The organism is Rathayibacter sp. VKM Ac-2857, assembly GCF_013205025.1.
Taxonomy (GTDB): Bacteria; Actinomycetota; Actinomycetes; order Actinomycetales; family Microbacteriaceae; genus Rathayibacter.
Genome location: NZ_JABMLE010000001.1, coordinates 936,335 through 958,434 on the forward strand (window position 1 = coordinate 936,335; position 22,100 = coordinate 958,434).

The window sequence follows — 22,100 nt, forward strand, 5'->3', positions numbered from 1 at the left end:
TCCAGTTTAGAGGCGGCCCCTCCGCCCCCGGATACGCTGGAGACCATGCCGATCGGAGCCGTCACCCGCGGCACGACGGGCACGAACCGCCTCCGCCGGGTCGACCGCCGGCTGGCCGAGCTGCCGGTGCTGCGCACGACCGCGGAGCCGATCGTGGTCGACCTCGGCTTCGGTGCGAGCGCCGTCACGACCCTCGAGCTGCACCGCCGCCTGGTCCGCACGGTACCCGGCGTCGACGTGGTCGGCTTCGAGATCGAGCCGGCCCGCGTCGAGACGGCGCAACGGCAGCTCGATCGCGTCCGCGAGGGCGGGACCGCCTTCCCCGCCGACGCCCGGGTGCGCTTCGAGCGCGGCGGCTTCGAGGTCCCCCTGCCCGGGCGGCAGCGGGCGAGCGTGATCCGCGCCTTCAACGTCCTCCGGCAGTACGACGAGTCGGCGGTCGCGGAGGCGTGGCGGACGATGACCGACCGGCTGACCCCGGGCGGCGTCCTGGTGGAGGGGACCTGCGACGAGATCGGCCGGATCTGCACCTGGATCGAGATCGGACGCGAGGGTCCCCGCTCCCTCACCCTGTCGCTCCGGCTCGGCGCCGTGCCCTCGCCGATGATCGCGGCCGAGCGGCTGCCGAAGGCGCTGATCCACCGCAACGTCGCGGGCGAGCCGGTGCACGCGTTCCTGCTGGCGCTCGAGCGCGCCTGGCTGCACGCCGCCCCGCTCGCCGTCTACGGGCCGACGCAGCGCTGGATCGCCGCCGCCGAGTCGCTGCGGGGCGAGTGGCCGATCCTCGGCGGACCGCGACGGTGGCGGCTGGGCGAGGTGACCGTCGCCTGGGACGCGGTGGCCCCGCTCGACGCGACCCCGTCACTGTGAGCATTCTCATATTCAGGACCGCTACCCTCGTGCCCCATGGACGACCCTCCCCCTGAACCCTCGGGCACTGCACCCTCGGGCACTGACCCTTCGCCCGCCGCACCGACCTCGACCCTGATCGGCGGTGCTGCGGGTGCCTGAATGGCTCGGCATCGTCATCGGCCTCCTCCTCACCGTCGGCACCGGTCTCTTCGTCGCCTCCGAGTTCGCGCTGGTCAACCTCGACCGCAACGAGCTCGAGGAGCGCCGCGCCCGCGGTGAGAAGCGCCTCGATCCGACGATCTCCGCCCTGCGGATCACCTCCACCCACCTCTCCGGCGCGCAGCTGGGCATCACGCTCACCACGCTGCTCACCGGCTACACCTTCGAGCCCGCGATCAGCTCGCTGCTGGACGGCCCGCTGCGCTCCGTCGGCGTCCCGGCCGAGATCGTGCCGGGCATCGGCACGGTCGTCGGCGTCGTGCTGGCGACCGTCTTCTCGATGGTGATCGGCGAGCTGGTCCCCAAGAACTTCGCGCTGGCGCTGCCGCTGAAGACCGCGCAGGTCGTCGTGCCGTTCCAGATCCTCTTCACCACGGTCTTCAAGCCGGTGATCCTGCTCTTCAACAACACGGCCAACGCCCTGATCCGCGCGATGGGCATCGAGCCCAAGGAGGAGCTCTCGGGCGCCCGCAGCGCCGACGAGCTCGGCTCGCTCGTGCGCCGCTCGGTGCTCGAGGGCACCCTCGACCGCGACCACGCCGACCTGCTGCACCGCACGCTCCGCTTCTCGAGCCGCAGCGTCGCCGACGTGATGACGCCGCGGGTCCGGATGGCCTCCGTCACGCTGCAGAGCACCGCGGAGGACGTCGTCCGGCTGGCGAACCGCACCGGCTTCTCGCGCTTCCCCGTGCTCGGCCGCGACTCCGACGACGTCCGCGGCGTCCTGCACGTGAAGCACGCCTTCGCGCTCGAACCGGAGCGCCGTGCATCCGTGACCGCCGAGTCGCTGATGATCGCGCCGATGCGCGTCCCCGAGACCGCCCGCGCCGACGCCCTGCTCGCTCCCCTGCGCGGCAGCGGCCTCGCGATCGCGGTCGTCGTCGACGAGTACGGCGGGACCGCGGGCGTCGTCACGCTCGAGGACCTGGTCGAGGAGATCGTCGGCGAGCTGGAGGACGAGCACGACCGCACCCGCGCGGGCGTCATCCGCTCGGGTCGCTCGGCGACCTTCGGCGGCGAGCTGCGCCCGGACGAGGTCGCGGAGCGCCTCGGTGCCGTCGTGCCCGAGGGCGAGGACTACGACACGGTCGCGGGGTTCCTCGCCTCGACCCTGGGACGGGTGCCCGAGCTCGGCGACGAGGTCGCCGTGGCCGGCGGCGTGCTGCGGGTCGACCGCGTCGCCGCCCACCGCGTCGACCGCGTCCGCTTCACCCCGGCCGCCGGCGCAGACGCTGCTGACGGGGGCGATGCCCCCGGCGTCGCCGCACTCCGAGCCGAGGGAGCCGTCCATGAGTGAGTACCTGCCCGGGATCGCCTGGCTGGTGGTCCTGCTGGTGGTCAATGCCTTCTTCGTCGGCGCCGAGTTCGCCGTGATCTCGGCCCGCCGCTCGCAGATCGAGCCGAGAGCCGACGCGGGCAGCCGCGCGGCGAAGACCACGCTCTGGGCGATGGAGCACGCCACGCTGATGCTCGCGACGAGCCAGCTGGGCATCACCGTCTGCTCGCTGGTGATCCTCAACGTCTCCGAACCGGCGATCCACCACCTGCTCGAGATCCCGCTGGGCTTCACGGCGCTGTCCGCGGAGGCGATCGGCGTGATCGCGTTCGTCGCCGCGCTGCTCCTGGTGACCTTCCTGCACGTCGTGTTCGGCGAGATGGTGCCGAAGAACCTCGCGTTCTCGGTGCCGACGCGCGCCGCGCTGCTGCTCGCTCCGCCGCTCGTGCTCGTCTCGCGCCTGGTGAAGCCGCTGATCTGGTCGCTGAACGCGGTCGCGAACGGCATCCTCCGCCTGGTGCGGGTGGAGCCGAAGGACGAGGCGACGAGCGCCTTCACGCTCGACGAGGTCGCGGCGATCGTCCGCCAGTCGACCCGCGAGGGCGTGCTGGTCGACGCCTCCGGCACCGTCACCGCGGCCTTCGAGTTCACGACCAAGCGGGTCGTCGACGTCGCGGTCCCGCTCGAGCGGATCGTGCTTCTGCCCGCGGCGGCGACACCCGCGGACGTGCGCCGCGCGGTCGCCGAGCACGGCTACTCCCGCTACCTGCTGGCGGACGCCGAGGGCCTGCCCGGCGGCTACCTGCACCTCAAGGACGTCTCCGACCTCGACGCGACGGACGCTCCGGTGCCCGCCAAGCGGATCCGCCGCCTCGCCGCGGTCTCGGCCGGCGACGAGCTGGAGGACGCGCTCGCCGCGCTCCGCCGCACCGGCGCGCACCTCGCGCGCGTAGTCGACCCGGAGGGCGCCACCACCGGCGTCCTCTTCCTCGAGGACATCATCGAGGAGCTCGTCGGCGAGGTGCAGGACGCGACCAACGCGTGACCGTCGGCGGAGTGGCCGGTCAGGCGAGCTCGGGCAGCGCGGCTCTCGCCTCGGCCGAGCTCGCCCCGGTCGCCGTCAGCAGGTCGACGACCAGCGGCCGGAGGATGACCAGGAGCGTCTTCTCGGCCAGCCGCGCCTCGGGGAGAAGCATCTGCGGGTCGAGGGTCGTCGCGAGCAGCACGAGGTCCTGACGGGCGAGCGCGAGCACCGCGGGCTCGGTGACGGCCCGGCCGAGCAGGGCGACGCCCGTCCCGAAGCGCAGCACGACATCGGCGAGGTCGGGCCGCGGGACGGCGTCGCCGACCAGGAAGTCGGTGCGGCGCGCGACGATCCGGAGGTTGCGGGTCGCGAGGTCGAGCGCGGCGAGCATGGTGCGCTGCCGCTCCAGCTCGGCGCGGTGACGCCGGACGAACGGCGAGATCCGCGCGACGCCGATCGCCGAGTCGAGCGCGGCCGTCCAGCCGTCGATCACGGGCTGCGTTCCGCGGACGCGCTCGAGCGCCCTCGCGGAGGCGGTGGGGTCGCCCCGGCGGAGCGCGTCGGCGAGCGCGTCGATCGTCTCGGCGAGCGCCGCCACCAGCCGCCGCGCCTCGGCCCGCGCCGCCCGCAGCGGGTTGCGCGGCACGATCGCCGTGCAGAGCAGCGCGGCGAGACCGCCGACGAGACCGTCGAGGCTCCGCGTGAAGACGCCGCCGTCGGGCGCGGGCAGGATCATCACCAGCATCGCCTGGGTGCCGGCCGCGACCGCGAAGCCGGGCGACGGCGAGAGCGCCCGCCCCAGCGTGAAGACGATCGCGAGCACCACGGCGAGCTGCCAGACGCCGGTGCCCCAGAGCAGCAGCAGCAGCTCGCTCGCGGTGATGCCGATCAGCATGCCGATCGCGGTCTCGGCGACCTGCTTCGGCCGGGTGTCGCGCGCGATGCCGAGGCTCGAGATGGTCGCCGTCAGCGACAGCACCGGGGCCGGGTGGCCGAAGGCGAAGCGCGAGACGGAGTACGCGAGGATCGCCGCGAGGACGATCTGCAGCACCGCGGGCAGCGACGCCGCCGCGCGCGCGACGCCCCGGCCGGGCCGGAGGTCGTCGAGGCGGACGAGAGCGCGGATCCGCTCGGCCGCCCGATCCCGCCGAGCGGGTCCTGCGGCCACCACGGCGTGGCCTACCTGGTCGCTGCCCCGAGCCGGGGCAGGCGGGGCACGCCCGCCTCCGCACCGGCACCGGGCGGGACGACGACCTCCTGCGCGGCCGAGACGAGGATCTCGCCGGCGAGCACGGTGAGCTCGAGGTCGACCGGGACCGAGCGCTTCACCACGGCGAGGGCGATGGGGCCCTCCTCGTAGTGCCAGGCGCTCGCGGTGACGGTGCCGACCTCGACCGGCTCGCCGCCCTTGAGCGCGGTGACGACGTCGCCGTGCCCGGGCAGGGCGGAGTCCGAGCCGTCGAGCTGCAGCAGCACGAGGCGGCGCGGCGGGTGGCCGAGGTTGTGCACCTTCGCGACCGTCTCCTGCCCGCGGTAGCAGCCCTTGGCCAGGTGCACGGAGGAGCGGAGCAGGTCGAGCTCGTGCGGGATCGACCGGTCGTCGACCTCGGTCGCGTGCCGCGGGCGCCAGGCGGCGATGCGGAGCGCCTCGAGGGCGTCGGAGCCGGCCAGGGTGACGCCGGCGACGCGCGCCCGGGCGGCGAGCTGCTCGAGCGCCGCGCGCGGGACCAGGGTCTCGCGGGCGGTCCAGCCGGCCGCCGGGTGGACCGGGGCGAGGGCGTACTGCCAGCCGCCGGGCTGCACCTGCGCCCACGGGTCGAGCCAGCTGATGCCGGACTCCCCCGCGAGCTCGAGGGCCAGCGCGGTGGCGGGGCCGTCGCCGAGGGTCGCGAGCGTCGCGAACTCGACGGTGCGGTCGGCGATCTCGACGCGGAGCATGAAGCGCATCCGGTCGAGCCAGGCCGCGAGCCCCGGCGTCTCGTCGCGGTCGAGGAGGAGCCAGGCGGTCTCGCCGTCGTCGACGACGCGGATGAGGTGCTCGATCCGGCCGGACGGATCCAGCAGCAGGGTCTCGGCCGAGTCGCCGGGGGCGAGGCGGGCGAGCGCCTGGCTGGTCAGCGAGTCGAGCCAGGTGAGGCGGTCGGGGCCGGTGACGGTGACGACGCCGCGACCCGAGAGGTCGACGATCGCGGTGCCCGCGGCGAGCGCCCGCTGCTCGCGGAACGGCTCGCCGTAGTGCGCGGCGACGCCGGGCTCGGCCGCACTCGTGCCGACGACGGCGCCGGAGACCGAGAGGAGCGGGGAGATCGGAACGGGCACGGAGGACGCGGCCTCAGTCGACACGGGCGAGCCTTCCGGAGGAGTGGGTGCGGAGCCCCTGGCCGAGCGCGGCGATGTCCCACGCCCAGAGCAGGTGGTCGTCGACGAGGCCGTAGAGGCGGGTGGCGGCCGCGTAGTCCTTCGCGGCGGCGGTGCGCATGACCGCGTCGGTCGCGAGGTCGATCCGCGGGCCCTTGACCTGGCCGAGGTAGAGCTCGCTGACGCCGTCGGGGTGCACGAGAGCGACCTCGATGTCGAAGCCGCCCGCGCCGTTGCGCAGCGTCTCGACCGACTCGGCGTCGGGGAAGGCGGGGGCACCGCGACCCGGCAGCATCGCGGGGCCCGCGTCGGCGTCGGTGAGCGGGCGGCTGAGCCGCCAGTAGCCCATCTCGCTCACGAGGGGCCGGTGGCCGACCTCGCTGTCGTCCTCGAGCAGCCAGGTGTACGAGCTGTAGTTGAGGTAGGGCAGGCCGTCGTAGCTGAAGCTCACGCGGTGGCCGAACTCGGCCTGCACGGAGTCGTCGCCGACGGCGTAGTCGATGACACCCGATCCCTCCCAGACGCCGAGCAGCCAGGAGAGCGGGACGAGTTCGGGAGGGAGGCCCGAGGGGAGGGAGATCAAACCTGCTCCGGCGGCGGCTAGCGCTGGCCGCGGTAGAGCTTGTAGACGACCACGCCGGAGACCCACGCGATCGCGAGGGAGGCGAGCCCGAGCAGTCCGAGGTAGAAGAGTTCGAGGGCGAGAAGCATGGCTCCATCCTATCCGGCGGCACCGACGCGGAGGAGGGCTGTCAGAGCGAGGTGAGGGCGGCGATCCCGCTGGCGACGGCGACGACGACCATCGCGCCGACCACGCTCGTCATCGTCCGCACCAGGTAGCCGCTCGCCTTCGCGACGGCGAGCTGCACGGCGAAGGTCGCGAGGACGCAGCCGCCGAAGGTCAGCGCCAGCCAGAGCTGCTGCGAGGCGGACGGGGCGAGCACGAGGGTGACGACGGAGCCGGCCAGCGCGAGCGCCCAGACCACTCCCACTCCCGCGCGATCCCTGCCCATCCCCCAATTGTGCCCCAGGGAATCGGGCTTCCCGACCCGCCGCTAGTATTGCCGGAGACCATTACTGGAGGATCCGTGGCGCAGTTGTTGATACTGACCTCAGCCGGTGGCTCCGAGGTCCTCCCCGCGCTGGGTCTGCTCAGCCACAAGACCCGGCAGATCCCTGCGGAGCCGGCGCACCTCGTGAACGCACCGAGCTGCGATCTCATCTTCGTCGACGCCCGGCAGGACCTGGCGAGTGCGAAGTCGCTCTGCAAGATCCTGACCACCACCGGCATCAACGTCCCGCTGATCCTGATCCTCACCGAGGGCGGGCTCACCGCCGTCTCGGCCGACTGGGGCGTGAACGACGTCATCCTCGACTCCGCCGGCCCCGCCGAGGTCGACGCGCGCATCCGCCTGGTGATCGGCCGGCTCGCGCAGGAGCAGTCGACGTCGCGGATCCAGGCGTCCGGCGTCGTGATCGACGAGGCGAGCTACTCGGCGAAGGTGCACGGGCGTCCGCTCGACCTCACCTTCAAGGAGTTCGAGCTGCTGCGCTTCTTCGCGACCCACCCGTCGCGCGTCTTCACCCGCGAGCAGCTGCTCAGCGAGGTCTGGGGCTACGACTACTTCGGCGGCACCCGCACGGTCGACGTGCACGTGCGGCGCCTGCGCGCCAAGCTCGGCGATCTCGAATCGCTCATCGGCACGGTGCGCAACGTCGGCTACCGCTTCAACGTGTACGAAGAGGACAATGAACGAGTCGCTCAATCTCTCGGTTGAGAACCTGGCCGATCCCGCCGTCGCCGCGGGGCTCGAGCACCTGATCGGCCGGGCCGCCTGGTTCGACGGCCGGCCCCCGTTCAGCGATCAGACCCTGATCGACGCGCGGGCCGGCTCGCGCACACTCCTCGTCGGCCTGCGCGCCGACGTCGTGGTCGCGGCCGCGGTGCTCGGTCAGGGCGAGCTCGAGTTCGTCGTCGATCCGGAGTGGCGCGGCGTCGGCTTCGGCCGCGCCGTCCTCGACCAGGTGCTCGCCAGCGGGCGCACCGGACTGCTCGCCTGGGCGCACGGCGACCACCCGGCGGCCCGGGCCCTCGCCGCGTCCCACGACTTCGCGCCGGTGCGCACGCTGCTGCACCTCGCGCTGGATCCGCTCGTCGCCCCGCCCGTGCGCGTCGCCGACGGCTTCTCGCTGTCGGACGCGCGCGACCTCGATCCGGCCGAGTGGGTCGCCCTCAACGCCCGCGTCTTCGCCGCGCATCCCGAGCAGGGGCGGATCACCGAGGACGACCTGGCCGCGCGCCGGGCCGAGCCCTGGTACCAGGACGAGGACTTCCTGCTGCTCCGCGACGCCCAGGGCGCGCTGGTCGGCTACGACTGGCTGAAGATCGAGCCGGAGTCGACCACGGGCGAGATCTACGTGCTCGGCGTGGCCCCCGAGACGGCCGGCCACGGCCTCGGCCGCACGCTCCTCGGCGCGGGACTCGCCCGGATGCTCGAGCGCGGCTGCACCGTCGCCGATCTCTACGTCGAGGCCGAGAACCGCTCCGCCGTGGCGCTGTACCGCTCGCTCGGTTTCACCGACGCCGCCGTCGACGTGCAGTACCTGCACCGCCGCCCCGCGGTGCGCTGAGCGGCGCGCCGACTCCGAGGCTCCTCCCCAGGCCGGCTTCACCCGGCATTCACCACGGGCGGCGCGGGCGCGTCCGGCGCGGTGCCAGGATGGTCGCATGGACGGCGACAACCTGATTCTCGAAGACGGCCTGAGCGACGAGCTCGACGACGACTTCGACGAGGAGGAGGAGGGTCACTCCGACCCCCTGCTCCCGGACGACCGCTATCTCGACCGCGAGCTGAGCTGGCTGGCGTTCAACCAGCGCGTGCTCGAGCTGGCCGAGGACCCGCTGGTGCCCGCCCTCGAGCGGGCCAACTTCCTCGCGATCTTCTCGTCCAACCTCGACGAGTTCTTCATGGTCCGCGTCGCCGGGCTGAAGCGCCGCATCCTCACCGGTCTCGCGCTGCCCACCAACATCGGCCGCGTGCCGGTCGACGTGCTGACCGACATCTCCGAGAAGGCGCACCTGCTGCAGCAGCGGCACTCGCGCGCCTTCAAGGAGCTCGTCGAGCCGGCCCTGCGGGACGCCGGCATCGACATCGTCCGCTGGAGCGAGCTCAGCGACGCCGAGCGCGAGGTGCTCGACGACTACTTCTCGGCGCAGGTCTTCCCCGTGCTGATGCCGCTCGCCGTCGACCCGGCGCACCCCTTCCCCTACATCTCCGGGCTCTCGCTCAACCTGTCCGTCCGGGTGCGGAACCCGAAGACCCAGAAGACCGAGTTCGCCCGACTCAAGGTGCCGCAGATGCTGCCGCGGTTCGTGCGGATCGCCGGTGTCGCCGCTCCGGGCGAGCCGATGCGCTTCATCTCGCTCGAGGACCTGATCGCGAACCAACTCGACGACCTCTTCCCGGGCATGGAGATCCTCGACCACCACGTCTTCCGGGTCACCCGCAACGAGGACGTCGAGGTCGACGAGGACGAGACCGAGAACCTGATCAAGGCGCTCGAGAAGGAGCTGCTCCGCCGTCGGTTCGGCCCGCCCATCCGCCTCGAGGTGACCGACGACATGGACGACGAGACCCTCGGGCTCCTCGTCCGCGAGCTCGACATCACCACGCAGGAGGTCTACAAGCTCCCCGCTCCGCTCGACCTCGGCGGCCTGTTCAGCCTGCAGAAGATCGACCGGCCGGACCTCAAGTACCCCAACCACGTCCCGACGACGGCCGTGCAGCTCTCGCCGAGCGAGCCGAACCAGCGCCAGGACATCTTCAAGGCGGTCTCCCGCGGCGACGTGCTGCTGCACCACCCCTACGAGTCCTTCGCGACGAGCGTCCAGGCGTTCCTCGAGCAGGCGGCGGCCGACCCGGACGTGCTGGCGATCAAGCAGACGCTGTACCGCACCTCGGGCGACTCCCCCATCGTCGAGGCCCTCATCGACGCGGCGGAGTCCGGCAAGCAGGTCCTCGCGCTCGTCGAGATCAAGGCGCGCTTCGACGAGAAGGCCAACATCTCCTGGGCCCGCAAGCTCGAGAAGGCCGGCGTGCACGTGGTCTACGGCCTGGTCGGGCTGAAGACCCACTGCAAGCTCGCGCTGGTCATCCGCCAGGAGAAGGGCGGGGTGCTGCGGCACTACTCCCACATCGGCACCGGCAACTACAACCCGAAGACCTCGCGCATCTACGAGGACCTCGGCCTGCTGACCGCCGACCCCGAGGTCGGCAAGGACCTGACCCGCCTCTTCAACGAGCTCTCGGGCTACGCGATCGAGAAGAAGTTCAAGCGCCTGCTGGTCGCGCCGCGCCACCTCCGCAAGGGCCTGCTCAAGCGCATCGCCGCCGAGACCGAGAACGCCCGCGCCGGCCGCCCCTCGGGCATCCGCATCAAGATGAACTCGATCGTGGACGAGTCCGTGATCGACGCGCTCTACCGCGCGAGCCAGGCCGGCGTGCCCGTCGACGTCTGGGTCCGCGGCATCTGCGGGCTGAAGCCCGGGCAGGAGGGACTCTCGGAGAACATCCGCGTCCGCTCCGTCCTCGGCCGCTACCTCGAGCACTCGCGCATCTTCAGCTTCGTCAACGGCGGCGAGCCCGAGGTCTTCATCGGCAGCGCGGACATGATGCACCGCAACCTCGACCGCCGCGTCGAGGCCCTCGTGCGCATCGTCGAGCCGGCGCACCTCAGCGAGATCGCCGACATGTTCGACCGCGCGATGGACGAGAAGACCGCGTCCTGGTGGCTCGGCCCGGACGGGATCTGGACGCGGCACCACATCGACGAGGACGGCGCTCCCCTCTCCGATCTGCAGAACCGGCTGATGGCGCACATCACGCATCGCAAGCGCACGGCGACGCGGACCGGCTCCCGAGCCTCCACCCGCTGACGCCGTGACGGGGACCGTCTACGCCGCCGGCGCCGTCTGCTGGCGGATCATCGAGGGGCGACTGCACGTCCTGGTGATCCACCGGCCGCACCGCAAGGACGTCAGCCTGCCCAAGGGCAAGGTCGATCCCGGCGAGTCGCTGCCCGAGACCGCGGTGCGCGAGATCCGAGAGGAGACCGGCTTCGCGGTCGCCCTCGGGGTGCCGCTCGGCACGGTGCAGTACGCGCTCCCGAACGGCCGCCCGAAGACCGTGCACTACTGGGCGGCCCGGGTGACCGAGAAGGCGGTGCTCGCCTCCGACTTCGTGCCGAACCGCGAGGTCGAGGCGCTCGAGTGGGTCACGATCAAGCGCGCCCGCAGCTACCTGACCTACCCGCACGACATCGAGATCGTCGACGAGTTCGCCCGGATCGTCGCGCGCGGCACCCACGACACCTTCGCCGTCGTGGTGCTGCGGCACGCCAAGGCGGTGCCCGCGTCCTCCTGGGACGGGCGCGACTCCACCCGGCGTCTCAACCGCCGCGGCGACGAGGAGGCGGCCGCCGCGAGCCGCGCCGTCGCCGCCTGGCGGCCCCGTCGGCTCGTGACGAGCACGGCGAAGCGCTGCCGTGCCACGATCGCTCCGCTCTCCACGCTGCTGAAGCGGCCCGTCCGCCTTTCGGAGGACCTCAGCCAGGACGCGCACGAGCACGGCAGCGCCGATGTCCGCGCCGTCGTCGGCAAGCGGGTCCGCGCGCGCAAGAGCGCGGTGCTCTGCAGCCACGGTCCGGTGATCCCCGAGATCCTGCGCGAGCTGGCTCTGGCCACCGCGACCCCGATCGGCCCGTACCTCGACGAGGCCTCGGACCTTCCGACGGGCGGCTTCGCCGTGGTGCACCTCTCGGTCGAGCACCCGGGCTCCGGGATCGTCGCCATCGAGACGCACGCACCGCTCGAGTGAGACCTCGCGCGAGACTCGACTGACCCCGCGCGCGGGACGCGGACCTGCCGCGCGAATACTGCTCCTCCGCGCTCCGCGGCGCCCGGGGCCGGCCCGTCGTTCACCGCGCGTTCACCGAGCGGACGGGGCCAGGACACGACCCCTCCGTACTCTCGCTGGCGGGCCGCACCAAGCCCGTCCATCCCCCCTGCTTTCCTACCCGAAAGGGATACTTGTGCGTTTCTCGCGTCTCGGCCAGGCGGCCGTCATCGCCGCCGTCGCAGCCATCACGCTGACCTCCTGTGCTGCCAACGAAGGAGGCGCCGCCGCGGGCGAGTCCTCCGGCTCGGCCAGCACCCTCGAGGGCACCCTCAACGGCATCGGCGCCTCCTCGCAGGGCTCCGCCCAGGAGGCCTGGGTCTCCGCCTTCCAGCAGGCGAACACCGGCGTCACCGTGAACTACTCCCCCGACGGCTCCGGCGCGGGCCGTGAGGCCTTCATCGCCGGCGGCGCCGACTTCGCCGGCTCCGACCGCGCGCTCAAGCTCGAGGAGCTCGACGGCTCCTTCGGCAAGTGCGTCGAGGGCACCTCCGCCATCGACGTGCCGGCCTACATCTCGCCGATCGCGATCGTCTTCAACGTGGAGGGTGTCGACGAGCTCAACCTCGACGCCGCCACCATCGCGGGCATCTTCAAGGGCACCATCACCACCTGGAACGCCCCCGAGATCGCCGCGCTGAACCCCGACGCGACGCTCCCGTCCTCGAACATCACCGCCGTGCACCGCTCGGACGACTCGGGCACCACCGAGAACTTCGCCGCGTACCTCAACGCGACCGCGCCCACCGTGTGGGACGCCGAGCCCGACGGAGTCTGGCCCTACCAGGGCGGCGAGGCGGCCCAGGGCACCTCGGGCGTCATCGACACCGTCACCAACGGCCAGAACACCATCGGCTACGCCGACGCCTCGCGCGCCGGTGACCTCGGCACCGCCAAGGTCAAGGTCGGCGACGACTTCGTCGAGTACTCGCCCGAGGCCGCTGCCGCGATCGTCGACGCGTCGCCCGAGGCGACCGACCGTCCCGAGAACGACATCGTCTACGAGATCGACTACGCCTCCGAGGAGGCCGGCGTCTACCCGGTCGTCCTGGTGAGCTACCTCATCGCCTGCCAGGAGTACCAGGACGCGGCGACGGGCGAGCTCGTCAAGGCGTACCTCGGCTACGTGACCAGCGAGGCCGGACAGGAGGAGGCCGCCACCTCCGCCGGCGCCGCACCGCTCTCGTCCGAGCTGTCGGCCCAGGTCGCCACCGCGATCGAGTCGATCAAGTAATCTCCCCCTCGTGACGCGGCCCCGGACCTCCACCGGTCCGGGGCCGCGTCACGGCTCGGCCTCCTCCCCCACACCGAACGCAGGGACACCCACATGACCACCGCAGAGCGGCCCGTCGGCGCCATCAAGGCGAAGCAGCGGCCCGCAGACCGGATCTTCTCCGGAACGGCAGTCGCCTCCGGCGCGCTGATCCTCGTCATCCTCGCCGCCGTCGCCCTCTTCCTGGTCGTCCAGTCGATCCCGGCCCTCACGGCCTCCCCGGACACGATCTCCGGCGGCGCGGGCTTCTGGTCCTACGTCGGCCCGCTGGTGTTCGGCACCGTCTACGCCGCCGGACTCGCGATGGTGATCGCCGTCCCCATCGCGATCGGGATCGCCCTCTTCATCTCGCACTACGCCCCGCGCAAGCTCGCGCAGGGCCTCGGCTACGTGATCGACCTGCTGGCCGCCGTGCCGTCGGTCGTCTTCGGCCTCTGGGGCATCACCGTCCTGGCCCCCTTCGTCCAGCCGTTCTACGCGTTCCTCACGGACGCCTTCGGCTGGTTCCCGCTCTTCAACGGCCCCGTCTCCGGCACCGGCCGCACGATCCTCACCGTCGCCCTCGTGCTCGCGGTCATGATCCTGCCGATCGTCACCGCCATCTCGCGCGAGGTCTTCCTGCAGACGCCGACGCTGCACGAGGAGGCGGCGCTCGCCCTGGGTGCGACCCGCTGGGAGATGGTCCGCGTCGCGGTCCTGCCCTTCGGCCGCCCCGGCATCATCTCCGCGTCGATGCTCGGCCTCGGCCGCGCGCTCGGCGAGACGATGGCGGTCGCCATCGTGCTCTCGCCCTCGTTCGTCGTGAACTTCGCGCTGCTGCAGTCGACGAACTCGAACACCGTCGCCGCGAACATCGCGCTGAGCTTCCCCGAGGCCTACGGCCTCAAGATCAACGAGCTCGTCGCCTCCGGCCTGATGCTCTTCGTCATCACGCTGCTGGTCAACATGCTCGCCCGCTACATCATCAACCGCCGCAAGGCCTTCTCGGGAGCGAACTGATGGTCACGATGACTCCGCCCCGCCAGCGCCGCGTCGAGGACGCGGTCCCTGCGCCGGTCAACACGCTCACCAGCGGCCAGCTGCCCAAGTGGGCGCCCGTCGCCCTCCTGGTCGGCAGCCTCGCCGTGATGGCGCTCGTCTACGCCCTCCTCGCCGTCACCGGCACCACCCAGGGCTTCGACGTCGTCGGCACCGTCTTCTTCGGCGCCGTGCTCTACACGGTCGCCGTCTTCGTCCTCGCCCGCCTCGTCGAGGGCCCCCGCCGTGCCACGGACCGGGTCGTCACCACCCTGGTCACCGCCGCGTTCGTCGTGGCGCTGATCCCGCTGATCTCGCTGATGTACACGGCGGTCACCGCCGGCGCCGCACGCTTCGATCTCACCTTCTTCACCTCGTCGATGCGCAACGTCGTCGGCGAGGGCGGCGGCGCCCTGCACGCCATCATGGGCACGCTGATCATCACGGCACTGGCCGCGGTCATCTCGATCCCGATCGGTCTGATGACGGCGATCTACCTGGTCGAGTACGGCCGGGGCGCTCTCGCCCGCGGCATCACCTTCTTCGTCGACGTGATGACCGGCATCCCCTCGATCGTCGCCGGCCTCTTCGCCTACGCCCTGCTGGTGCTGCTCTTCGGCGACGGCATCCGGATGGGCTTCGGCGGCGCGATCGCGCTGTCGGTGCTGATGATCCCGGTCGTCGTGCGCTCCACCGAGGAGATGCTGCGCCTGGTCCCGAACGAGCTGCGCGAGGCGTCCTTCGCCCTCGGCGTGCCCAAGTGGCTCACCGTCGTGAAGATCGTCCTGCCGACCTCGATCGCCGGCATCGTCACGGGCGTCATGCTCTCGATCGCCCGCGTCATCGGCGAGACCGCTCCGCTGCTCATCGTCGCCGGGTTCACCCAGTCGATGAACTACAACCCCTTCGACGACCGGATGATGACCCTCCCGGTCTACGTGTTCCGCCAGTACGCCGACCAGGGTGCGGACGCCGCCGCCTACATCGATCGGGCCTGGACCGGCGCGCTGGTCCTCATCCTGATCGTCATGCTCCTCAATCTGCTCGCTCGCCTGGTCGCGCGCATCTTCGCCCCCAAGCTCGGCCGCTAACCCTAAGGATCTCCGTTGTCCAAGCGCATCGAAGTCAACGACCTCAACGTCTACTACAGCAAGTTCCTCGCGGTCGAGGGAGTCGGTCTCACCATCGAGCCCCGCACGGTCACGGCGTTCATCGGGCCCTCCGGCTGCGGCAAGTCGACCTTCCTCCGCACGCTCAACCGCATGCACGAGGTCATCCCCGGCGCGTACGTGGACGGCGAGGTGCTGATCGACGGCAACAACCTCTACGGCCCGGGTGTCGACCCGGTGCTCGTCCGCCGCCAGGTGGGCATGGTCTTCCAGCGCCCCAACCCGTTCCCGACGATGTCCATCCGCGACAACGTCCTGGCCGGGGTGAAGCTCAACAACCGCCGCATCTCGAAGTCCGACGCGGACGACCTCGTCGAGAAGTCGCTCCAGGGCGCGAACCTCTGGAACGAGGTCAAGGACCGGCTCGAGAAGCCCGGCTCCGGCCTCTCCGGCGGCCAGCAGCAGCGCCTGTGCATCGCCCGCGCCATCGCCGTCTCCCCCGACGTGCTGCTGATGGACGAGCCCTGCTCGGCCCTCGACCCGATCTCGACCCTCGCGATCGAGGACCTGATCGAGGAGCTCAAGAACGAGTACACGATCGTGATCGTGACCCACAACATGCAGCAGGCCTCGCGCGTGTCGGACCGCACCGCGTTCTTCAACATCGCGGGCACCGGCAAGCCCGGCAAGCTCATCGAGTACGACGACACCGCCACGATCTTCTCGCGGCCGTCCGTCCAGGCGACCGAGGACTACGTCTCGGGCCGCTTCGGTTGAGCCGCCGGCCGCACACGGAAGAGCCGCACTCCCTCGGGGGTGCGGCTCTTCCGCTGTCCGGGGCCAGTGCGGTCCGCCGGCAGCGGCCGACTCCGTGCCGGGAATGCAGAAGAGCCGCACCCCTTCGCGGGGTGCGGCTCTCGTGCGCTCGGTGCTGTCGCGGCGTCAGGCGGTCGCGATGGCGAGGATCGGGTCCGTGGTCGGCGCCTCGGAGCCGCCCGCGTCCTCGACGGTCACGGCGACGACGGCGCCCTCGGCGAGCGTCCCCTCGAGCGGAGCGACCGTGCGGCCGTCACCGCCGTCGAAGGTGCCGGCCGAGACCGGTCCGGACGAGCCGATGTACCAGAGCTCGTAGGTCTTGTCGTCGGGCAGGGGGGCGAGGTCGTCGACGACGAGCGCCGAGCGGCCGAGCGAGGCCGACCAGACGAGCGTCGCGGTCTCGCCGGTGGCGACGGCGCCGGCCGTCTCCTGCACGTCGGGAGCGCTGCGGATCTGCTCGAGGGCGGTCAGCTGCTGGCTCTGGCTCGTGTCGGGGGTGAGCAGGGGCGGGAGGGCCACTCCCCCGACGACGATGACGGCCGCAGCGGCGGCCGCGGAGAGATACACGGCGGGGCGGGTGAACCAGCGGCCGCGGGCCCGGGCCTCGGCGCCGTGGCGGCCGGAGGACGTCGTGGCGGCGGACGGTCCGGCGGCGGTCGGCGATGGCTCGACGGCGTGCAGGGTCGGCGCGGCCGCACGGTCGTCGGCGGCCTCCTCGGCCGGAGCATCGGCGGCGTCATCCCGCGGGAGCTGAGGGGTGCTGGCGATCAGCGCCATCAGGTCGGCCTTCAGGGCCGGCGAGGGCGCGACCTGCGGCGCCTCGGCGGCGAGCGCCTCGGCCACGGCGGAGAAGGCGTCGGCCTCGCCGCGTGCCTCCGGATTCTCGTCCAGGAATCTCTCGTACCGGGCGCTCTCGTCCGGGGTGAGGATGCCGAGTGCGTGTCCTGCTGCGAGTTCGCGCGGGTCTTCGGGGAGTTGCACGTCGTTCACAGGGCCACCCCCATCTCTTCTCTCAGTCGTATCATCCCGTCGCGCAGGCGCGTTTTTATGGTACCGACGGGGCAGTTCAGGATCCCGGCGATCTCGCTGTGCGAGTAGCCGCCGTAGTACGCGAGCTGCAGCGCTTGCCGCTGGAGCTCGGTCAGGCGCCCCAGTGCGGCGGTGACCTTCTCGTGCTCGAGGGACACCTCCGCCTGCTCGGCGACCTGGTCGTAGTCGCGACCGAGGTCGCGGATTCCTATGCGGACGTCCCGATCACGGCCCGCTTGGGCCGCGCGAACCCGATCGATGGCCCTGCGGTGTGCCATCGTGAGGATCCAGGTCGTCGCACTTCCCTTATTCGGAGCGAACCGTCCAGCGGTTTGCCAGATCTCGAGGAAGACCTCCTGGGCCACCTCCTCGGACTGCGCCCGGTCGACGAGCACCCGCGTGATCAGGCCGAGGACGCGCGAGGCGACGAGGTCGTAGAGCTGCGAGAACGCGGCCTGCTCACCCGCGGCGATGCGCTCGAGGAGTGCGCCGAGGTCGGGTGCGGTGCCCTCGGCGGTGGTGTCGTCGCTCATGCGCCCTGCCCTGCTCGCGCCCGGGACTTCAGATTCCGGGTCATCCAGAAGGCTGTCACGGCGAGTCCCGCGATCAGGACCGACACTTCGAGCGGAAGCGTGAGGAATCGGACGTCGATCGCGAGTCCGCCGACCTCGATCAGCGCCGGCGCGGCCATCCGCGGGGCCAGCCAGAGGGCGATGACCGCCATCAGCGCGGCGGTCAGGCCGGCATAGCTGCGCGGGCGGATCAGGACCCAGAGGCCGGCGGCGATGTCGAGGACGGCGAGCGTGCGCATCAGCGCCCCCTGCGAGAAGACGACGCCGTTGCCGAGGAGGGCCCCGACCTCGTCGTCGACGCTCGCGGCGGAGAGGAGGAGGAGAGCGGCGATGACGAGGAGGGCGAGACCGGCCCACCACCGCGCGCCGATCCGGAGCGCCCTGCGGTTCTTCATTCCGGATGTCGCCTGTCTGTCGGGGACTCTGCCGGGAGGGGAGGACTGGAGCCTCCGACCGCCCGCCACTGGGCCCTCGCCCGACCCTTCGGGATCCGCTGCCGGATGCTGTCGAGTGGAGAAGGGGCCGGACCGCAGAAACGCCTCTCGGCGCGAGGCCGCTCGAAGCGGCTATAAGTGGAGCCCGGGGTTACTGCGATCCGGCCACGACCAGTGTACCGGCTGTCCCCCGGGGGCCCGCGAGGGCCGTTCGCGGAGCGAGAACGCGGGGTGCCGCTGCGCGGAGGGATCGGGTAGCGGTCCCGGTCCTACTCCAGCGAGTCGCTCCGCCAGAGGCGCGCGCAGCTCACCAGTTCGGCCGCGGTGGTCGAGAGCCGCAGGGCGCGGGTGGTCAGCTGGCTCGCGCGCGGTCCGTCGATGAGCTCGACGTCGTCGGCCACCGAGGCGGCACCGGAGGCGCTCACGCGGCAGAAGGCGGCGGCCCGGTCGAGGGCGACGGCGAAGTCGCCGTCGAACACGCCGCGGAGGATGCGGTCGGCCAGCTCGGTGATCTCGGCCGGTCCGGTCGGCGTGACCGCGCCGGCGACGACCGGGTCGATGGTCGCCGAGAGCTCGACGCCGCGCTGGTAGAGGTAGCTCGTGCTCTCCGGGTCCTGCCGGATCACGAGCCGCAGCAGGTAGATGCGCCAGAGGGCGCCGGGCAGGCTGGACGGGCTCGATCGGGCCCAGAGCTCGGCGAGCGCGTCGATGCCGTTGTGGTCGGTGTACTCGACCAGCCGGTCGATGACCACCGGGTCCGGGTCCTCGCGCACGCGGCTGAGCAGCGCGATCGCCGTCTCGTGCGCGACCCGGCTGATCTGCGCCGGGTCCTCCCCGCCCTGGAACGCCTCGAAGACGCGGGAGGGGAACTTGGTCGGCTTGTGGAAGCCGTCTGTCATGGGGCCGCCTTCCGCGGTCGGGCGGGGCGCGCGGACGCGTCCTGCTTCGTGGGGGTTCGAGGAGGGTAACGCCTGCGCCTGTGCGGGTATGCCCGACGCCGGTCCGGGCGCGCGGGAGCGCTACCCTGGATGCCGCGGGCCTCTAGCTCAGTTGGCAGAGCAGCGGACTTTTAATCCGCGGGTCGTCGGTTCGAGCCCGACGGGGCCCACTTCTCCGCTTCCTCCCTACGTCGTCCACGCCGCGCAGCCGTTCGCCGGACAGCACTCGGTGGCGATGGTCGGGGTCGGATCCGCGGTGGGGATCCGCGTGGCGGTCACGACGGCCGGCCGAGTTCCCGTCGTCCTGCGTCAGAGCTTCGTCATGAGAACCGACAGAAGTGCCGATCCGATCAGCCGTGAACGAGCGCGCCACCGCGATATGCCGCGGCGACGACCTTGTAGTCGCTTCGCACTGAAGCGGCGGTGACAGCGCCGAGGCCCGTCAGGTAGCGGACATGGACACTCGCCATGTGCAGGCGGCGATACTGAGCCGCGACGCCGGGGTACAGCAGGGCGACGATGTCGTTCACGCCCAACGCGCGATCACCGCCGCCGATGTAGCCCTTGTGCCGGATCGCGAAGCGGTCCTCCATGACGAGGCGAGGGCTCACCGCCGCCACCTTCGAAGCGGAGTCGAAGACCGGATCGGCGATCAGCGCCCCCTTCACGAGGTGGTAAGCGGAGTAGAAGTAAGCGACCGCGAATCACTCATCGTGCAGTGCGTCGAAAGTCTCGGCCGAATTCTTGAAGTCGGCAGCCCGGGCGGCGCACGCACTGACGTCCTTCAGCGCCGGAGTTCCACTCACGCGTAGCTGAACTGTCGTTGAAGACCGTGCGCAACGCTCGCATCGTCGATGTCGACGAACGAGAAGGACATGACCACGTCGTCCAGGAACACCTGCTCGACCTCCAGCATCGAGCGGATGATCTCGAGCTGGGACTCGCCGGAGTCGTCGACCAGCGTGATGCTCACTTCACAGGTCTGGTCGACCGGATTGACGACGACACTGAGACGACGGAGGTTCTCCTTGCCCAGAGAACTGAGCGTGAACTGGCCGATCGACTCGGTGAGAGTCTCCAGATCGTCGATGCTCGCCACGATCACCTTTCGGATACGGCAGGACCCTGGGGCCGGTGGCCTCCGAGGCGGTGCCGGGGTGGTGAGGATCGATTATCCCCAGGCCCCGTTCGGAGTGCAATCGCGGGGCTGTCGTTGGCGGGGGACGCGGCAGCCTCGACTCGGCGCGTCGCCGGCGGATCGGCCCGTCGGTTATCCACCGTCGGCGCGTTCGACAGCGTGATGCCTCGTACACCGAGGTGCAGGAAGAGAGGTCTGCGCGTCCCCTCCGACCGGGACGGTCCCGGGGCGTCACTCATGCCGACTCGAGCTGCGCGATGAAGGCGGCGTGGTGGTGCGCGGAGCCTGCGTCCACCTCGGCTCGTCCATCGCTCACTCGTGGCAGAGGGACCAGGCGGAATCGGGGTACTCGCGCTCCTCGCCGTCCTCGAAGGAGACCAGGCGCCAGACGCCGTCGTGGTGCTCGAGGAGGCGGCCGCGGACGATCTCGGACTGCCAGCCGTCCACGGTGCGGAACCAGCGGACCAGGCGGACGGTGGTGCTCTGGTGGGGCTGGAGGCGGTGGGTCATCGGGTGTGTCCTGTCGGGGCGGGGTGGTGGGATGCGTCGGGTGGCGCTGCTCGGGCGGTGGGGGTCTCGATACGCCGCCGCGGGCGGCTACTCGACCAGCATGCAGAGGGCGGTGGATGCAGCTGCTCGGCGGGCGGTGGGTCTCGATACGCCGCCGGAGGCGGCTACTCGACCAGCATGGAGAGGGAGCCGGCGCCGAGTGCTCAGGCCGCAGGGGCGGGGCGACCGGCGGAAGGGGACACCGCCGGCCGCCCCTGCGGGTCAGCGGGTCGGGTCGTCGGCCCAGAAGCAGACCATCGTCATGGTCGAACGGTAGAACAGCGTCTTCGCGTCGACCTTGTCGACCGCGCGACCGGGATCGTCGAGGTACTCCTCTCCGGCCGAATCGACGCCCGGCGGCAGACAGGCGTCCTGGGCCACATAGCGGGTCGGCTTCTTCGGGGCGTACCAGTCCCCGCCGTCGCCCTGCTCGGTGCCGGGGATGAACGACGGGATCCTCGTGTAGGAGCAGACCAGCGTCAGCGAGGCGCCGGTGCGGACGAAGCGGTAGCTGGTCGTCGAGAGGCTGATGTCGGGCGAGCCCGCGAGGAGGGCGCCGTAGTAGCAGGAGCCGTTCGACGAGACGTCGGTCGAGGCGTAGCCGTCGAGGTTGGCCCCGGCGTTGTGGTCGGCGAGGGCGGGGGTGGCGGCGGCGCCCACGAGGGCGACGGAGGCGGCGAGCGCGAGCAGAGTGGAGCGGAAGGACGGCATGACGGTCTCCTCATCGAGACGGCGTCGGCGCTGAGCGTCGGCAGGGAACGGTCGCTCGTCGTGCGAGCGGACGGCGGGGCCTGGTCGGCGGGGCGACGATGCTGTCGCGCGCGCGGCTCCGCGGGCGTCCGGCGGACCGGATGACCCGAACTCTAGACCGCTGCGAGCGCGCTGTCTGCCCCCTGCGAGGTCACGCAGAGCGCGGAGCCGACTCCGTCAGCAGAGACGCCCGGCGCGGAGCCTGCGGGACCGGCGGCGCAGCGTGCGATCACTCGGCCCGAAGCTGTCGGATTCGAGCAGGAGCCTCAGCGAGAGCGAGACCTGGCGGGCGAGACGCGGGTCGATCCCCTCGGGGATGCGCACCGCGTCGATGAGATCGAGAGCCGTCTGCGTGGTCCGGGAGATCGCCATGCCCGCGACCCTAGAGACAGTGCCCGGTGCGGCACGGCCCCGACACGGGGGCGCCCGACGAAAGAGTTGCTCAGCCGTCGTGCGCCCGGGTGCCGGTGGTGCGGGAGGCTACTTGCTGCCGTCGCCGCGGCCGGTCGCGGACTGCAGGCGGTCGATGTGCTCGGACGCCTCCGCCTTCGTGATGTCGGCCGGGAGGGTCTCGCCCGCCTCGCGGGCGAGGGTGTCGAGGTAGCTGCGCTGCGGGCCGGTCATCGGCTCGTCGCCGGTGACCCAGTCGGACGGGTCCTTGCTGGCGCTGGTGTCGCTGCCGTCATCGGCACGGGCGCCGAGGACGTCGCCCTCGGTCTTGACGTCGGGATCGGTGGTGTTGGGGATGTCGTCGCTCATGCTGCGACCGTACGCCCGACCACCGACACCGGC

Annotated in this window: 25 protein-coding genes and 1 tRNA gene; 12 read left to right on the forward strand and 14 right to left on the reverse strand. The window is 71.6% G+C overall.

The window, feature by feature from the left end; all coding sequences use genetic code 11:
• Positions 1 to 45: 45 nt before the first annotated feature.
• From HQQ86_RS04270 to HQQ86_RS04280, 3 genes are all read left to right on the forward strand, one after another.
• Positions 46 to 870 carry a class I SAM-dependent methyltransferase gene (locus tag HQQ86_RS04270; RefSeq protein ID WP_173286730.1) on the forward strand — a complete coding sequence of 275 codons (825 nt, stop codon included), beginning with the start codon at positions 46 to 48 and terminating at the stop codon, positions 868 to 870.
• 133 nt (positions 871 to 1,003) lie between these two features.
• On the forward strand, positions 1,004 to 2,368 hold the full coding sequence (locus HQQ86_RS04275; protein WP_173286732.1) for a hemolysin family protein: 1,365 nt from the start codon (positions 1,004 to 1,006) through the stop codon (positions 2,366 to 2,368).
• Complete coding sequence (locus HQQ86_RS04280; protein WP_173286734.1) at positions 2,361 to 3,392, forward strand: hemolysin family protein; 1,032 nt, start codon at positions 2,361 to 2,363, stop codon at positions 3,390 to 3,392. The genes HQQ86_RS04275 and HQQ86_RS04280 overlap by 8 nt, the downstream gene beginning before the upstream one ends.
• 19 nt (positions 3,393 to 3,411) lie before the next feature.
• Here the strand turns inward: HQQ86_RS04280 and HQQ86_RS04285 are convergent, their stop codons facing one another.
• From HQQ86_RS04285 to HQQ86_RS04300, 4 genes are all read right to left on the reverse strand, one after another.
• Positions 3,412 to 4,542 carry an FUSC family protein gene (locus HQQ86_RS04285; protein ID WP_173286736.1) on the reverse strand — a complete coding sequence of 377 codons (1,131 nt, stop codon included), beginning with the start codon at positions 4,540 to 4,542 and terminating at the stop codon, positions 3,412 to 3,414.
• Positions 4,543 to 4,550: 8 nt separating this feature from the next.
• Positions 4,551 to 5,678: a folate-binding protein YgfZ gene (locus tag HQQ86_RS04290; protein WP_173287507.1), complete on the reverse strand. Its 1,128-nt coding sequence runs from the start codon at positions 5,676 to 5,678 to the stop codon at positions 4,551 to 4,553.
• 25 nt (positions 5,679 to 5,703) lie between these two features.
• Positions 5,704 to 6,312 carry an FABP family protein gene (locus HQQ86_RS04295; RefSeq protein WP_173286738.1) on the reverse strand — a complete coding sequence of 203 codons (609 nt, stop codon included), beginning with the start codon at positions 6,310 to 6,312 and terminating at the stop codon, positions 5,704 to 5,706.
• Positions 6,313 to 6,481: 169 nt separating this feature from the next.
• Positions 6,482 to 6,742: a hypothetical protein gene (locus HQQ86_RS04300; RefSeq protein WP_173286740.1), complete on the reverse strand. Its 261-nt coding sequence runs from the start codon at positions 6,740 to 6,742 to the stop codon at positions 6,482 to 6,484.
• Between the two features lie 75 nt (positions 6,743 to 6,817).
• On the opposite strand from HQQ86_RS04300, the gene HQQ86_RS04305 reads away from it, so the two are divergent.
• From HQQ86_RS04305 to pstB, 8 genes are all read left to right on the forward strand, one after another.
• Entirely contained in the window at positions 6,818 to 7,507 is a 690-nt protein-coding gene (locus HQQ86_RS04305; protein ID WP_123445147.1) for a winged helix-turn-helix domain-containing protein, read from the forward strand.
• Positions 7,479 to 8,360: a mycothiol synthase gene (gene mshD / locus HQQ86_RS04310; protein WP_173286742.1), complete on the forward strand. Its 882-nt coding sequence runs from the start codon at positions 7,479 to 7,481 to the stop codon at positions 8,358 to 8,360. Before HQQ86_RS04305 ends, mshD begins: the two co-directional genes overlap by 29 nt.
• A gap of 97 nt (positions 8,361 to 8,457) precedes the next feature.
• Complete coding sequence (locus HQQ86_RS04315) at positions 8,458 to 10,665, forward strand: RNA degradosome polyphosphate kinase (protein WP_173286744.1); 2,208 nt, start codon at positions 8,458 to 8,460, stop codon at positions 10,663 to 10,665.
• A 4-nt stretch (positions 10,666 to 10,669) separates the two neighbouring features.
• The gene (locus HQQ86_RS04320; protein WP_173286747.1) at positions 10,670 to 11,605 is read left to right on the forward strand and encodes an NUDIX hydrolase; all 936 of its coding nucleotides are present in this window, start codon (positions 10,670 to 10,672) and stop codon (positions 11,603 to 11,605) included.
• 214 nt (positions 11,606 to 11,819) lie between these two features.
• Positions 11,820 to 12,917, forward strand: a complete 1,098-nt coding sequence (locus HQQ86_RS04325; protein ID WP_173286749.1) for a phosphate ABC transporter substrate-binding protein PstS — start codon at positions 11,820 to 11,822, stop codon at positions 12,915 to 12,917.
• Between the two features lie 93 nt (positions 12,918 to 13,010).
• Positions 13,011 to 13,955 carry a phosphate ABC transporter permease subunit PstC gene (pstC, locus tag HQQ86_RS04330; protein ID WP_173286751.1) on the forward strand — a complete coding sequence of 315 codons (945 nt, stop codon included), beginning with the start codon at positions 13,011 to 13,013 and terminating at the stop codon, positions 13,953 to 13,955.
• Between the two features lie 8 nt (positions 13,956 to 13,963).
• On the forward strand, positions 13,964 to 15,064 hold the full coding sequence (gene pstA / locus HQQ86_RS04335) for a phosphate ABC transporter permease PstA (RefSeq protein ID WP_173286753.1): 1,101 nt from the start codon (positions 13,964 to 13,966) through the stop codon (positions 15,062 to 15,064).
• A gap of 15 nt (positions 15,065 to 15,079) precedes the next feature.
• Positions 15,080 to 15,859, forward strand: a complete 780-nt coding sequence (gene pstB / locus HQQ86_RS04340) for a phosphate ABC transporter ATP-binding protein PstB (RefSeq protein ID WP_132435969.1) — start codon at positions 15,080 to 15,082, stop codon at positions 15,857 to 15,859.
• Between the two features lie 165 nt (positions 15,860 to 16,024).
• Here the strand turns inward: pstB and HQQ86_RS04345 are convergent, their stop codons facing one another.
• The 4 genes from HQQ86_RS04345 to HQQ86_RS04360 all read right to left on the reverse strand — a co-directional run bounded on the left by HQQ86_RS04345 (position 16,025) and on the right by HQQ86_RS04360 (position 18,832).
• Entirely contained in the window at positions 16,025 to 16,879 is an 855-nt protein-coding gene (locus tag HQQ86_RS04345) for an anti-sigma factor (protein WP_173286755.1), read from the reverse strand.
• A 5-nt stretch (positions 16,880 to 16,884) separates the two neighbouring features.
• On the reverse strand, positions 16,885 to 17,460 hold the full coding sequence (sigK, locus tag HQQ86_RS04350; protein ID WP_173286757.1) for an ECF RNA polymerase sigma factor SigK: 576 nt from the start codon (positions 17,458 to 17,460) through the stop codon (positions 16,885 to 16,887).
• On the reverse strand, positions 17,457 to 17,894 hold the full coding sequence (locus HQQ86_RS04355) for a hypothetical protein (RefSeq protein WP_173286759.1): 438 nt from the start codon (positions 17,892 to 17,894) through the stop codon (positions 17,457 to 17,459). The genes sigK and HQQ86_RS04355 overlap by 4 nt, the downstream gene beginning before the upstream one ends.
• Positions 17,895 to 18,202: 308 nt before the next feature.
• Positions 18,203 to 18,832: a DNA-directed RNA polymerase subunit beta gene (locus HQQ86_RS04360; protein WP_173286761.1), complete on the reverse strand. Its 630-nt coding sequence runs from the start codon at positions 18,830 to 18,832 to the stop codon at positions 18,203 to 18,205.
• A 136-nt stretch (positions 18,833 to 18,968) separates the two neighbouring features.
• Here HQQ86_RS04360 and HQQ86_RS04365 point away from each other — a divergent pair.
• Positions 18,969 to 19,041: transfer RNA gene (locus HQQ86_RS04365), tRNA-Lys, on the forward strand.
• 180 nt (positions 19,042 to 19,221) lie between these two features.
• Here HQQ86_RS04365 and HQQ86_RS04370 read toward each other — a convergent pair.
• The 6 genes from HQQ86_RS04370 to HQQ86_RS04395 all read right to left on the reverse strand — a co-directional run bounded on the left by HQQ86_RS04370 (position 19,222) and on the right by HQQ86_RS04395 (position 22,067).
• Positions 19,222 to 19,539, reverse strand: coding sequence for a hypothetical protein (locus tag HQQ86_RS04370; RefSeq protein ID WP_173286763.1), 318 nt, complete (start codon positions 19,537 to 19,539; stop codon positions 19,222 to 19,224).
• Between the two features lie 134 nt (positions 19,540 to 19,673).
• The gene (locus HQQ86_RS04375) at positions 19,674 to 19,970 is read right to left on the reverse strand and encodes a hypothetical protein (RefSeq protein ID WP_173286765.1); all 297 of its coding nucleotides are present in this window, start codon (positions 19,968 to 19,970) and stop codon (positions 19,674 to 19,676) included.
• 351 nt (positions 19,971 to 20,321) lie between these two features.
• The gene (locus tag HQQ86_RS04380) at positions 20,322 to 20,519 is read right to left on the reverse strand and encodes a hypothetical protein (protein ID WP_173286767.1); all 198 of its coding nucleotides are present in this window, start codon (positions 20,517 to 20,519) and stop codon (positions 20,322 to 20,324) included.
• Between the two features lie 261 nt (positions 20,520 to 20,780).
• Positions 20,781 to 21,269 (reverse strand): hypothetical protein, encoded by a 489-nt coding sequence (locus tag HQQ86_RS04385; protein WP_173286769.1) that lies wholly within the window; start codon positions 21,267 to 21,269, stop codon positions 20,781 to 20,783.
• A 216-nt stretch (positions 21,270 to 21,485) separates the two neighbouring features.
• Complete coding sequence (locus tag HQQ86_RS04390) at positions 21,486 to 21,680, reverse strand: hypothetical protein (RefSeq protein ID WP_173286771.1); 195 nt, start codon at positions 21,678 to 21,680, stop codon at positions 21,486 to 21,488.
• Positions 21,681 to 21,788: 108 nt separating this feature from the next.
• The gene (locus HQQ86_RS04395; RefSeq protein ID WP_123445134.1) at positions 21,789 to 22,067 is read right to left on the reverse strand and encodes a DUF3072 domain-containing protein; all 279 of its coding nucleotides are present in this window, start codon (positions 22,065 to 22,067) and stop codon (positions 21,789 to 21,791) included.
• Positions 22,068 to 22,100: the final 33 nt, after the last annotated feature.

Coding starts and splice junctions, on each gene's coding strand:
- HQQ86_RS04270 (WP_173286730.1), top strand. CDS start 46: ATGCCGATCGGAGCCGTCACCCGCGGCACGACGGGCACGAACCGCCTC.
- HQQ86_RS04280 (WP_173286734.1), top strand. CDS start 2,361: ATGAGTGAGTACCTGCCCGGGATCGCCTGGCTGGTGGTCCTGCTGGTG.
- HQQ86_RS04300 (WP_173286740.1), bottom strand. CDS start 6,742: ATGGGCAGGGATCGCGCGGGAGTGGGAGTGGTCTGGGCGCTCGCGCTG.
- mshD (WP_173286742.1), top strand. CDS start 7,479: ATGAACGAGTCGCTCAATCTCTCGGTTGAGAACCTGGCCGATCCCGCC.
- HQQ86_RS04315 (WP_173286744.1), top strand. CDS start 8,458: ATGGACGGCGACAACCTGATTCTCGAAGACGGCCTGAGCGACGAGCTC.
- pstC (WP_173286751.1), top strand. CDS start 13,011: ATGACCACCGCAGAGCGGCCCGTCGGCGCCATCAAGGCGAAGCAGCGG.
- pstA (WP_173286753.1), top strand. CDS start 13,964: ATGACTCCGCCCCGCCAGCGCCGCGTCGAGGACGCGGTCCCTGCGCCG.
- sigK (WP_173286757.1), bottom strand. CDS start 17,460: ATGAGCGACGACACCACCGCCGAGGGCACCGCACCCGACCTCGGCGCA.
- HQQ86_RS04355 (WP_173286759.1), bottom strand. CDS start 17,894: ATGAAGAACCGCAGGGCGCTCCGGATCGGCGCGCGGTGGTGGGCCGGT.
- HQQ86_RS04360 (WP_173286761.1), bottom strand. CDS start 18,832: ATGACAGACGGCTTCCACAAGCCGACCAAGTTCCCCTCCCGCGTCTTC.
- HQQ86_RS04380 (WP_173286767.1), bottom strand. CDS start 20,519: ATGACCCACCGCCTCCAGCCCCACCAGAGCACCACCGTCCGCCTGGTC.
- HQQ86_RS04385 (WP_173286769.1), bottom strand. CDS start 21,269: ATGCCGTCCTTCCGCTCCACTCTGCTCGCGCTCGCCGCCTCCGTCGCC.
- HQQ86_RS04390 (WP_173286771.1), bottom strand. CDS start 21,680: ATGGCGATCTCCCGGACCACGCAGACGGCTCTCGATCTCATCGACGCG.
- HQQ86_RS04395 (WP_123445134.1), bottom strand. CDS start 22,067: ATGAGCGACGACATCCCCAACACCACCGATCCCGACGTCAAGACCGAG.